The 12,352-nt window shown below is 68.8% G+C and carries 8 protein-coding genes; 5 read left to right on the plus strand and 3 right to left on the minus strand.

The genetic code is table 11. The features are described 5' to 3' along the window. Window positions 1–179 precede the first annotated feature (179 nt). From recD to recC, 3 genes are read right to left on the minus strand one after another with little or no spacing between them, the layout of a single operon-like run. Window positions 180–2,060, minus strand: coding sequence for an exodeoxyribonuclease V subunit alpha (recD, locus tag R1H25_RS00005; protein WP_317222265.1), 1,881 nt, complete (start codon window positions 2,058–2,060; stop codon window positions 180–182). Continuing rightward, the gene (gene recB, locus R1H25_RS00010) at window positions 2,057–5,737 is read right to left on the minus strand and encodes an exodeoxyribonuclease V subunit beta (RefSeq protein WP_317222266.1); all 3,681 of its coding nucleotides are present in this window, start codon (window positions 5,735–5,737) and stop codon (window positions 2,057–2,059) included. Before recB ends, recD begins: the two co-directional genes overlap by 4 nt. Beyond that, entirely contained in the window at window positions 5,734–9,081 is a 3,348-nt protein-coding gene (recC, locus tag R1H25_RS00015) for an exodeoxyribonuclease V subunit gamma (protein ID WP_317222267.1), read from the minus strand. Before recC ends, recB begins: the two co-directional genes overlap by 4 nt. Before the next feature lie 189 nt (window positions 9,082–9,270). Between recC and R1H25_RS00020 the strand changes: the two genes are divergently transcribed. From R1H25_RS00020 to R1H25_RS00040, 5 genes are read left to right on the plus strand one after another with little or no spacing between them, the layout of a single operon-like run. After that, a complete protein-coding gene (locus R1H25_RS00020; protein ID WP_317222268.1) occupies window positions 9,271–10,059 on the plus strand; it encodes an ATP-binding cassette domain-containing protein in 789 nt (262 codons plus the stop codon). Beyond that, a complete protein-coding gene (locus R1H25_RS00025; RefSeq protein ID WP_005414955.1) occupies window positions 10,059–10,808 on the plus strand; it encodes an MlaE family lipid ABC transporter permease subunit in 750 nt (249 codons plus the stop codon). Before R1H25_RS00020 ends, R1H25_RS00025 begins: the two co-directional genes overlap by 1 nt. 59 nt (window positions 10,809–10,867) lie before the next feature. After that, entirely contained in the window at window positions 10,868–11,392 is a 525-nt protein-coding gene (gene mlaD, locus R1H25_RS00030; protein ID WP_010487482.1) for an outer membrane lipid asymmetry maintenance protein MlaD, read from the plus strand. Continuing rightward, complete coding sequence (locus R1H25_RS00035; RefSeq protein WP_088028135.1) at window positions 11,389–12,051, plus strand: phospholipid-binding protein MlaC; 663 nt, start codon at window positions 11,389–11,391, stop codon at window positions 12,049–12,051. The genes mlaD and R1H25_RS00035 overlap by 4 nt, the downstream gene beginning before the upstream one ends. Then, entirely contained in the window at window positions 12,041–12,352 is a 312-nt protein-coding gene (locus tag R1H25_RS00040; protein WP_154349898.1) for a lipid asymmetry maintenance protein MlaB, read from the plus strand. Before R1H25_RS00035 ends, R1H25_RS00040 begins: the two co-directional genes overlap by 11 nt.

Consider the following 12,352-nt stretch of genomic DNA (forward strand, 5'->3'; position numbering starts at 1 on the left):
CCGCATCCATGCGGCTCACGCCCCCTCAACCGGACCCACCCCGCCTTCGACAGATCTCCACAATCTGTCTGGATGGCATGGCCTGCTCTTGGTAGGTGTCGACCTTGGTCGACACGTAGATCCACGCCATGCGTGGATGAGGGTGCGCGTTGTGATTGGAGGAATTGGAAGGACTGAGGTCAGAACAGCTGGCCCTGCACCGTGGGCTGTTCGACGCGCGTTGCTGCTTCAACCACCTCTTCCGCACCCAGCCGCCAGGCCAGGCCACCCAACCGGCTGGCGTGGCGTTTCAATGCGGCCTGCAGCACCTCTGCGCTGCCCGCCACATGCAGCACCTGGCGGGCGCGGGTCAGGCCGGTGTAGACCAGTTCGCGCGACAGCACGCGGCTGTCCTGGCGTGGCAGCTGCAGCCACACTTCATCGAACTCCGAGCCCTGTGCCTTGTGCACGGTCATCGCGAAGGCGCTTTCGTGCGCAGGCAGTGCGGCCGGGTGGAAGGCACGTGGTTGTTCAACGGTGTCGCCGGGGAACCAGGCCACCATCGCGCCGCTGCCATCGCGCAGGCAGATGCCGATATCGCCGTTGAACAGGCGGTGGCGGTAGCTGTTCTCGGTGACCAGCAGCAGGCGCCCCTGGAAGTAGCCCGGGGTGTTGCCGGCCAGCAATTGTTCGATGCGGCTGTTGAGGCCGCGCGCACCCTGCGGGCCTTCACGCAACGCGGTCAGCACGCGCAGGCGCCCGGCCTGCTGCAGGGCGAGCACTGGATCGGCCGCGTCGGCCAACGCGCGCCAATGGCCGAGCAGGTGCTCACGCTGGCCACGCAATGGATCGGCTTCGCCTTCGTGGAAATGCACGCCGGCCAGTTCACCACTGCGCAGGAGCTGCAGCGCGGTACCGCTGTCGCCCTCGCGCACGGCATGGGCCAGCGGTGCCAGGTCCAGCGCGTCGCTCTGCCGGTAACCTCGCTGCAGCTGCACGCGACGGCCTGCAAAGGCGCGCGGCGTGGCCTGTGGTTGCAGCGTAGCCGGAAGCAGCAGACCCTGCAGTGCCTGCGCATCGTCGGCGCGGGTGCCGATGCCATCACCGCTGGCGCGCAGGATCGCGCTGAGCACGTCGCCGGCCTCGACCGAGGGCAACTGATCGGGGTCGCCAAGCAGGATCAACCGGGTGCCGCTGGCGATCGCGTCGACCAGCTTGGCCATCATCGGCAGATCGATCATCGAGGCTTCGTCGACCACCACCACGTCCACCGGCAACGGGTTGTCGGCGTGGTGGCGGAAGCGCGGCGAATCCGGGATCACGCCGAGCAGGCGATGCAGGGTGGTGCCGGTACTGGGCAATGCCGCGCACAGCGCCGGGTCCACGCCGTTCTCCTGCAGCCTCTGCACGGCAAGGCGCAGGCTCTCGGCCATGCGCTCGGCGGCGCGCCCGGTCGGCGCGGCCAGCGCCACTTCGGGCAACGGCTGGCCAGCGTGACGGGCCTGCGCTGCCAATAGCAGCAGCAGGCGGGCGATGGTGGTGGTCTTGCCGGTGCCAGGGCCGCCGGTGACCAGCGCCAGCGGATGGCGCAGGGTCACGCCGGCGGCACGGGCCTGGTGATCTTCGCTGTCCAACGCCTGTGGGAACAGGCGCGCGAACAGCGGTGCCAGCGCCGTCATGTCCGGCGCCGGCAGCGGATGCCGGCCGATGCGCTGCAGACCGGCCGCCAACTGACGCTCGTACTCGCGGTAGCGGCGCAGGTAGAGCAGGCCGTTTTCCAGCACCAGCGGTGCATCCTCGGCGATGGCCTCGGCGTGCTCCGGCGTCGCTACCCACGGCGATGCACACAACTGTGCCAACCAGTCCTGCGCGGCAGGCCACTCGGGCACGCCTTCCAGCAACCGCTGTGGTTGCGCAGGGTCGAACGCGGCGTGGCCCTGCGACACCGCCAGCGAGGCCAGCGCCGCCGCCAGCGCCACGCTTTCCGGCGTGTCGTCGCGCAGCCGCATCAGGCTGGTCGCCAACGCATGGTCGAGGGTGCGCAGCTGGCCCTTCTGGTGCAGTTCCTTCAACAGGCTCATGCGCTGGCTCCACGGGCACGCGCGGCCAGTTCGGCCTGGGCCTGTTCGCCACCGGCGAACAGTGCGTCCAGCGCATCGACCAGCGCCAACGGGAAACGATCCACATGCACGCCGTTGCCAGCGGCATCCAGGCCGCGGCAGAACAGGTAGCGGATGCCGCCCATGTCACGGTCGTAGTCGTAGGCCGCGCCCAGGCGGAAGCGCAGCCAGCGGTGCAGGGCCACGGTGTAGATCAGCGCCTGCAGGTCGTACTCGCTGTGGCGCATGGCAATGGCCAGCAGATCCGGGCTGTAGCCCGGCAGGCGGTTGGACTTGTAGTCGAGCACGTACCAGCGCCCGTCGCGCACGTAGGTCAGGTCGATCATGCCGGTCATCAGCCCTTCCAGCCGACGGCGCTGGCCGAAGCCTCGACGACCACTGGAAACGCCATGCGCATGCAGCACCTGCAGCAGCGCCGGCACCGTGGTCGGCTCGATGGCGAAATGGAAGTCGATTTCCGCGCGGCGTTCACCTTCGCCGAGGCTGTGCAGCGCACCGCCTTCGGGCAGCGGCACGGTGAGCGTGTGGCCGACCAGCGGCACCAGCACGGCCACGCCATCGTCCAGGTCGACATCGGCATAGCCTTCGTCGTGCAGCGCCTTGCGCAGTATCTCGGCCTGCCCCTCAGGGGCTTCCATGCCCGGCTGCCAGTCACCCCATGCGGCGAAGTCGACGTTCTCCATCGCCTCGTGCAGCACGTTGCCGAAACGGCTGCCCATGAAGCGCGGATCGATCGGCGCGCTGTCTTCGGCGGCAGCGGCGGGTTCGGGCAGCGCCGGTTCCAGCGGCAGTTCCGGGCCGGCTGGTTCATCAGCCGCCGGTGCTGGCAGTTCGGTGGCCGCCGCTTCGATGTCGTCGCCAGCGCCAGCATCGGCATGGGCCAGCTGGGTGAAGCTGTAGACCCACCAGTCGTGCGGCACGCGCCGGGTCAGTGCACGTACCGCCGGTAGATCACCTTCCACTTCGGCGGCCAACTGCGGCAGCGCGGTCGGTGCCTCACTGTCATCGATGTGCACATCGGCGTGCACGCGCAGCGCCTGCAGGTCACCCAGCAGCGGCGCCAGACGTGTCTTGCCGAGCCCGGCCAGATCACCCACGGCGATCCACAGCGCATGCTCGGCGCGGGTCAGTCCCACATACAGCAGGCGCGCGTCCTCGGCGCGCTGCTCGCGCTCACGTTGGCTGCTGGCCGCTTCCCAGGCCTCGTCCTTGCCCAGCTTCCAGTGCAGCTGGCGCTGGCCGCCCACATGCACCGTACAGTGCGAGGCGGCGTTCAGCGCACCGCCGTCGATCCCGACGAACGGCAGGAACACCAGCGGATACTCCAGGCCCTTGCTCTTGTGCAGGGTGATGATCTGCACGCGGCGCGCATCCGATTCCAGGCGCAGCAGCTGCTGCTCGTCATCCTGGTCGGCGCTGGCCATCTGCCCCTGCAGCCAGTCCAGCAGGCCATGCATGCCCAACGCCTGCGCCGAAGCTTCCTGCAGCAGTTCACCCAGCTGCAGGTAGTTGGTCAGGCGGCGCTCGCCGTCAATCAGCGCCAGCAGGCGTTCGCCCTGCGCGGCACAGACATCGGCGATCACCGCGAACGGCCCACCGCGCTGCCAGCGCTCGCGCCAGTGCAGCAGCTGCGCCTGGAACCCGCGTTGCAGGTCGCCCTCGCGCTCCATCGCGGCGATCGCACTTGCGCGCTGGCCGAGCAGTACCGTGGCCAGCGCTGCACGCAGGCGGCCTTCGTCGGCCGGTTGCAACAGTGCCAACAGCAGCGCACGGAGGTCACGCGCTTCCGGGGTGGAGAACAGGCTCTGCTTGCCGGCTGCCACTGCCGGAATGCCCACCGCGGCCAGCGCGCGCTGTACCAGGGTGGCCTCCCGATGCGAGCGCACCAGCACCGCGATATCACCGGGTTGCACCGGGCGCCCACGCAACACGGCATTGCCCGCACGCGCCTCGACCAGGATCTGGTGAATCGCGGCCACGCAGGCCTGGGTCGCTGCATCGCGCGAGGCATCGGCGCTCATTACCTTGTCGCCGCCACTGCGCAGCACGCGCAGGGTGAGTGCCTTGGCGGCCTGGCCGTCGCGCAGGTAGTCCGCATCGCTACGCACGCCACCGGGCCGCACCGGCTCGAACTGGATGTCGCGTTCGAGGAAGGCGTCTTCGCCACCGTTGCCATACAGCGTCTGCAACGCGCGCAGCACAGACGGTCGCGAGCGGAAGTTCTGGTCCAGCACCGGCGCCTGCTGCGCCACCTGCTTGGCCTTCAGGTAGGTGTGGATATCACCGCCGCGGAAACCGTAGATCGCCTGCTTGGGGTCACCGATCAGGAACAGCGCCGGCGCCAGGCCCAGCTCGCGCACCTCCGGCGAATCACCGAACACGGTGTGGAAGATGCCCCACTGGCGGTCGTCGGTATCCTGGAACTCATCGACCAGCGCGATGCGGTACTGCGCGCGCAGCTGCCTGACCAGCGTCAGTCGCTGCGGGCCTTCCAGGGCGAGCGCTACGCCATCGATCAGATCGTCGTAGGTCTGTACCCGGCGTGTACGCTTCAGCGCCTGCAGGCGCTGCGTGGCTTCGGCGCGAAGCGTGTGCAGGAAATTCAGCGCGGTACCACGCAACCAGGCATCGCGTTCGGCCAGCAGCGCGACATAGCGCGACAACGGCGCCTGCAATGGCGAGGACGGCGTGCGATCCAGGAATTTCTTGTTGGTCTTGTCGGCCAGCACCTCCGGCAACAGTGCCGGCAGGCGTTCGCTGGCCAGCAGCTCGCGCGGGTCGCCGCGCTCGGCCCAGGCCAGCAGCTGCCGGCCCAGCGGGTGCAGCCAGCCCAGCTTGTAGGACACGCCGTTGATCCACTTGTTGTCGACGGCATCGCAGAGGTCGATGAAGAACTGCTCGCCATGCTCGCGCACGCTTGCGGACAGTGCTTCCGCCGCGCGCTGCAATGCCGGGTGTGGATCGGCCAGCGCCACCGGCTGTGGCAGTGGATGCAGCGGCGGCGTACCCAGCAGCGCGCGCAGATCGGCGGCCAGCGCGTCGGGGTTGGACCACAGCCAGGTCAGCGGCTCCAGCGTGGCCGGGTCGTTGGCATGCACGCGCCACAGATCAGCGGCCAGCTCCTCCAGCAACTCACGATCGCTGGCCAGCAGTTCCGGCGGATCAAAGGTGTGGCCGCTTTCCAGCGCATGCTCGCGCAGCACCCGGGTGCAGAAGCCGTGGATGGTGAAGATGGACGCCAGGTCGATCTCATCGGCGGCCACCTGCAGGCGGCGTTTCAGCGCAGCGGCGCTCTCGGTGCCACCGTGCAGATGGCGCTGCAGCACTTCGCGGGTCAATTGCACATCCGGTGCTTCACCGTCGGCCGGCTCCAGGTCGACCAGGCGCGCGGCCAGCGCCAGGCGCTCGCGGATGCGCTTGCGCAGTTCCTGGGTGGCGGCATCGGTGAAGGTCACCGCCAGGATCTGGCCGATGCGCAGGCCCTGCTCCACCACCAGGCGGGTGAACAACGTGGCCAGGGTGAAGGTCTTGCCGGTGCCGGCGCTGGCTTCGATCAGCCGGATGCCCTCCAGCGGCAGCGCCAGATAGGGATCGCGGCTGAGGGATTCGCTGCCGTCTTCGGTGATGGCGGTGTTCATGCGCTGCCCTCCTGGCGTGCTTCGGTGCCGAGAGCGCGGCCTTCGCGCACCGCGCTGAAGACCACCTGGCTGTTGCGCAGCAGGTCGGCGTAGCTGGCATCGGTAGCGAACGGGTCGGCACCCCGCAGCAGCAGCTGCCAGGCGTCGCTGCTGGATTCACCCCAGGTGCGGTCGCTGCCGTGCCACTGCTTCCAGCCTTCGCTGCGCTGCTTTTCTGCCGGCGCGTTGTACAGCACCCAGCCGGTGTACGGGGCAAAGCGCAGCGGCTCGCGCAGGCCACGCTGGCGCAGCTGCAGCAGCGCACGCAGCGCCGCACGTGCAGCGGGAACGCTCAGTGCCGGCAGTACATGCGGGCCGGGACCGGCGTCGCCGCCATCGTGGAACTGCACAAGCGGCAGCGCATCGCCCGCAGCGTTCGCCAGCAGCCAGTCCAGGCCGTGGCGGATCACTGCATTGCCATTGAGCGTGCCCGCACGCAGGCGCACCAGCCCTTCCGGATGCCGATCGGCGACGCGGCCATGCAGGCGCACGCCATCAATCTCCACTTCGTAGCGACGGCTTTCCAGTGGTTCGCCCTGCATCCAGCCCAGCAATGCGCTGGCATACGGGCGGGTCTTCAATTGTTCCACCTCGAACTGGCGCTCGCCCAATGGGCCGGACGGCAGCAGGCCGCGTGCGCGCAGCCGCGGGTACAACGGCTCGGTATCGCCGCTGAGCGTGGCACGTACCACCGCGGCCTGCACGCTGCGCTTTTCCGGCCCGCGCGAGGACAGCACCAGCGGTTCCAGGTCATCGACTTCCTCGACGTCGTCGGCCAGGCGCAGGCCCAGCGACTGTGCGAGGAACTGCCCGGCCGGGTCGCACAGGAAGCGGCGCAGGGTATCGAGCGCGACCTCCTCTTCCACCGCATCGTCGAGCGGCGGCGGCAATGGAGCATCGAACCACGGCTGCAGGCCACCGCGCTGGCCGGTGAGGCGACCGGCGGCCGGATGCCACTGGCGGCGATAGCTGAAACGGCGTGGATCACCATCGCCGAACGCCGCCGGTGAGAACGGCTGCAGGGCATGACGCACGGTGAAGTCACGGGCCGCTGCAGGCGGATCGAGGTGATACGCGGCGGCGGCATCGATCAGTTCGCTGACCAGCACCGACGGTTCGCGCACGCTGCCATCGCGCGGATCGGCGCCGAGATAGCTGAGATAGAACACCTCCTGCGCGGCGGCAAACAGCTGCAGGAACAGGAAGCGATCATCCTCGCGGGTGGAGCGGTCGCCCGGACGGCGGCGCGGCGTGTCCAGCTCGGCGGTGAGCTGGTTGAGACCGGCCGCCGGGTCGCGGCGCGGGAAATCGCCATCATTGAGGCCCAGCACGCAGATCACCCGGAACGGCAGCAGGCGCATCGGCACCATGCGGCCGAAGCTGATGCCACCGGTCAGCAGCGGTGCGCGTGTATCGGCCTCGCCCAGCGCGCCGGCGAAGTGCGAACGCACCACCTCCGGCGGCACGCCGTCTTCGAAACCGGCCTTGGCGGCATCGTCGGCGAACTGGTTGAGCAGCTTGCGCAGCCGCTCCAGCGCGCGCTGGCTGTTGGGCGAGGTGGGCGCGGTTGGCAGCAGCGCATCCAGCAGCGACAGCAGGCGTTGCCGCCACTGCGCCGGGGTCAGCAGTTCGCCCAGGCGGCGCTGGTAGATGGCCAGCACGCGCAGCAGGCGCAGCAGCCGGTCCAGCGCATCCAACGCGCCGCCTTCCAGTTCGATCCACGGCGCCACCCCGGCCAGGTCGGCCTCGCTGCCGGTGGCATGGCCGAGTACCAGGCGATCCAGGGCGAACTGCCAGGTGTAGGCGTCGTCGGCCGGTGCTTGGTGCTGGTTGCGGTGTTTCGCATCCAGGCCCCAGCGTGCGCCGGCCTGCTGCAGCCAGCCATGCAGGCGGTCGAAATCCACCGCTTCCAGCCCGGCCGCTTCGGCCAGCGGCGCGCTGGCCAGCAGGTCCAGCACTTCGTTCAAGCCAAAGCGCGAGACCGGCAGGCCCAGCAGGTGCACGAACACATCGGCCAACGGCTCGCCTGCCAGTGGACTGCTGTCGGCCAGCGCATACGGAATGTGTTCCTCCTCGCCGCCACGGCCGCCGAACACCGCTTCCAGGTACGGCACATAGGGATCGATGTCCGGCGCCAGCACCGCGATCTCGCGCGCCTGCAGCGGCGGGTCGAAGCGCGGGTCCTGCAGCAGGCTGCGCAGCTGGTCGTGCAGTACCTGCAGCTCGCGCAGGCGGGTATGGCAGGCATGCACCTGCAAGCTGGGATCGTCGCTGCGCAGAGCCTCGCGCAGCTCACCCGAGGGCAATGCGCGACGGTGGAACAGGTCACGCTGCAGGCGATGCAGCAGGCTGTCGGACAGGCCGCCTTCGTCCAGCGTCGGCCGGGTGTCCTCCTCCGGATCGGAATAGGCGGCGATCTCGCCGGCAGGATGCACTACCTCGTAACTCCCCAGCACCGCCATGAAGTCGCGCCCGGCCGCACCCCAGGCTTCCAGCAGGCGGTTCTCGCCGGCCGCTTCACCGAAGGGATCGGGCGCGCCGCTGCGCAGGCGTTCGGCCAGCGTCTGCAGGTCGCCCCAGTACGACTGCACCGGGGTAGGCATATAGAAATGCAGCTCGCCTACCCGCGCCTGGGTGGCCATCACCCGCAGCACGTCGGGCGAGATGTTGAGCGTCGCGAACGCAGACATGCGCGGCGGCAAGCCCTGCGGCAGCGGCTGACCGGCGCCTTCGAAGCGGTCCAGGTACTCCTGGATGCGGCGGGCGCGGTAATCGTGGCCATGGGTGATGGTGCGCCACAGGATCGCCTGCGGGTCGGCCGGATCGGCACCGGCTGCCCAGCGCAGCAGCCAGTCGCGGCGCCACGCCTGATACTTCTCGAATACCGAGGCCAGCTCGCCGGCCAGCGCCCAGGGCTTCAATGCGTCACCGCCGGCAAGATAGGACTGCAGCGCGCGCATCGGTGGCTGCGCCAGCAAGGTCGGGTCGCGCAGGGCCTGGTACAGCTTCCAGTGCAGGCCGGCCGCGTCCAGATCGTCCTGCTCACCGCTGACGTTGGCCTTCAGCGCCCGGGCCACGAACTCGCCTGGAGTCAGGAATTCGAGGTTGGCGGCGACGCCGAACTCCGCGGCCAGTGTCGCTTGCAGCCAGCGCCGCATCGCCACCTGCGGGATCAGCACCACTTCCGGCGCCAGCAGCGGCTGGCCCGAAACCGGCGCACGCACGTTGCGTGCCAGCAGCGCGGCCAGCACGTCCAGGGAGTTGGAATGGTAGAGGCGGAAATCGCTGCCTGGGTCACTCATCATGCACAGTGTGCAGGACGGCAGGCAGTATTCAATGGTCAACCCATCGCCGGTACGGATTGTTCCGGGCTTCCGGCCGATTGTCCCGGCCTACGCGAGGCCTTGCCGTGCAACAATACTGGACCGTCCAGTCTGCTTATGTTCAGCCGGCGGGCCCGATCCTTCGATGTCTAAAAAACGTTAATGGTGCCCATGTCGGCTTCCGCCTCCAGTCTGGTGCAGTTATCCAACGTCCGCATCGACCGGAGCGGGCGCACGATCCTGCGCGACGTGTCGCTGCAGGTGCCCAAGGGCAGCATCACCGCTGTGCTCGGTCCGTCCGGCAGCGGCAAGTCGACCCTGCTGGCGGCGCTGACCGGCGAACTGCGCCCGGTCGCCGGCGAGGTCACCCTGTTCGGCAAGCCGATCCCGCACGACAGCGGCGCGCTGCTGGAAATGCGCAAGAGCGTGGGCGTGCTGCTGCAGGGCAACGGCCTGCTGACTGACCTCACCGTGGCCGAGAACGTCGCCCTGCCGCTGCGCACGCACACCCGCCTGCCCACCGCCGTGCTGCGCCGCCTGGTGCAGATGAAGCTGCATGCGGTGGGCCTGCTGGCCGCCGCCGATGCCTGGCCGCGCGAGCTGTCCGGTGGCATGGCGCGCCGCGTGGCGCTGGCCCGTGCACTGGCGCTGGACCCGCCGCTGATGATCTACGACGAGCCGCTGACCGGGCTGGACCCGATCGCCTCGGGCGTGATCATGAGCCTGATCCAGCGCCTCAACCACAGCCTGGGCCTGACCAGCATCATCGTCAGCCACCACGTGCACGAGACCCTGCCGATCTGCGACCAGGTGATCGCAATCGCCAATGGCGGCATCGTGTTCCAGGGCACGCCCGAGGCACTGCAGTCCAGCCAGAACCCGCTGTTGCGGCAGTTCCTGCACGGCCAGCCCGATGGCCCGATTCCGTTCGATGCCGCACCACGCGCGAGGGTTGCCTGATGCCGTTCGTCCAAGCCACCCGCTCGCTTGGCCGCGCCGGCCTGTTCTCGCTGACCGTGCTGCGCGGTTCTCTGCCTACGCGTGACTTCCTGGCCGAGCTGACCCGCGAGATCTACAAGATCGGCGCGCGCTCGCTGCCGATCATCGCCGTCGGTGGTGCCTTCGTCGGCCTGGTGCTGACCCTGCAGGGCTACCGCACGCTGACCACCTTCGGCGCGGCCGACGCGCTGTCGACCCTCCTCGGCCTGTCGCTGTACCGCGAACTGGCACCGGTGCTGACCGCGCTGCTGTTCATCGGCCGCGCCGGCAGCTCAATCGCCGCCGAACTGGGGCTGATGCGTGCCACCGACCAGATCAAGGCGCTGGAGCTGATGGCGATCGATCCGGTAGCCAAGGCGGTGGCGCCACGTTTCTGGGCGGCGGTGCTGACCGTGCCGTTGCTGACCGGCATCTTCTGTTCGCTGGCGATCAGCGCCAGCTACTTCGAAGCCGTGCACGTGCTGGGCCTGGACAACGGCGTGTTCTGGTCGGCGCTGCGCAACAGCGTGGACTTCTGGGACGACTTCGGCGTGGCAATGCTGAAGTCGGCGATCTTCGGCGGCACTGCCGCGCTGGTCGCCGCCTACGTTGGTTTCCATGCCGAGCCGACCATTGAAGGCACGTCGGTGGCGACCACCCGTGCGGTGGTCAACGCCTCGCTGCTGGTACTGATGTTCAACTTCGTGCTGTCGGCAATGTTGTTCACCTAACCCCTCCACCGGCGGTGCGCAGGCGCGCGCGGCCACAACGACTCGATCAGGTAATCCACATGGCCATCCGCGGTCCCAGACTCGAATTCTCCGTCGGCGCTTTCCTGCTGCTGGCCCTGGCCTCGCTGATGGTGCTGGCCGTGGCCTCGACCAACCAGCGCTGGAGCTGGGGCAGTGAAGGCTATGACCTGAAAGCGCGCTTCTCCCAGGTCGGCCAGCTGCGCAAGCAGGCGCCGGTGAAGATCGGCGGCGTCACCGTCGGCCAGGTCGCCTCCATCGACCTGGACCCGGTGAAGTTCGAATCGATCGTGACCCTGCGCATGGACAGCAAGGTCAAGGACCTGCCGGCAGACACCTCGGCCGGCATCTTCACCAGTGGTTTGCTCGGCGAGAGCTATATCGGTCTGCAGCCGGGCGGTGATCCGGACGTGCTGAAGGCCGGCGACGAGATCGTCTTCACCCAGCCGGCAGTGGATCTGATCCAGCTGGTCGGCAAGTACATGTTCAGTGGCGGTGCCGGTGGCGGCGCTGCTCAGAAGCCCAACGATGGCGCGCAGGCGCCTGCAACGGAACCGCAACCATGAAGATGAAACTGATCCCGGCCCTGCTCGCCTCGGCGCTGCTGGCGGCCACTCCGTTCCTCGCCCAGGCACAGGCCGCCGCTCCCGCCGCTGCCGCGACGCAGGGCCAGGCCGGCAAGGTGGTGATCGATGCCAGCAGCCGCATCCTGTCCACGCTGCAGCAGCGCAAGAGCGAGTTCACCAGCAACCCGGCCAGCCTGCGCAGCTACATCGACAGCGAGCTGACCCGCACCTTCGACCGCGACTATGCCGCGCGCCTGGTGCTGGGCCCGCACGCCCGCGGCGCCTCCGACGCCGACATCAAGCTGTTCGCCGATGCCATGGCCGACAGCCTGATGCAGCGCTACGGCTCGACCCTGCTCAACATCCAGGGCAAGCCGAGCTTCCGCCTGAAGGGCGAGAGCCCGCTGCCGGGCAACCGCGGCGTGCGCGTGAGCACCGAGCTGGTGCGCGCCGGCAACGAGCCGACCCCGGTCGAGTACTGGATGCGCAACGTGAACGGCCAGTGGAAGATCTTCGACGTCAACATCGAAGGCATCTCCTACGTGCAGACCTTCCGCAACCAGTTCGACACCCCGCTGCGTCAGAAGGGCATCAAGCAGGTGGCCACCGAGCTGCACAGCGGCAGCATGCAGGCCGGACCCGCGGGCAATGGCAAGTAACGCACTGGCGCTGCTGGAAGGCGACACCCTGCGCCTGCGCGGGGTGCTCGACCGTGCTGCGGTGATTGCGCTGTGGCCACAGCTGCAGTCGCTGCCGGCCCAGCTGGCACGCCTGGAACTGGGCGAGGTCGAGCGCGTGGACAGCGCCGGCCTGGCCCTGCTGGCCGAGCTGGCCGCACGTGCGCGCAAGGCCGGCCATCCGCTGGCGATCTCTGGTGCACCGGCGGGTTACAACGAGCTGAGCGCGGCCTACCGGCTGTCGCCCGACCTGGATTTCAACGCTACTTCTGCTGCGAGCTGA

This window comes from Stenotrophomonas veracruzanensis (assembly GCF_032911525.1).
Classification (GTDB): domain Bacteria; phylum Pseudomonadota; class Gammaproteobacteria; order Xanthomonadales; family Xanthomonadaceae; genus Stenotrophomonas; species Stenotrophomonas africana.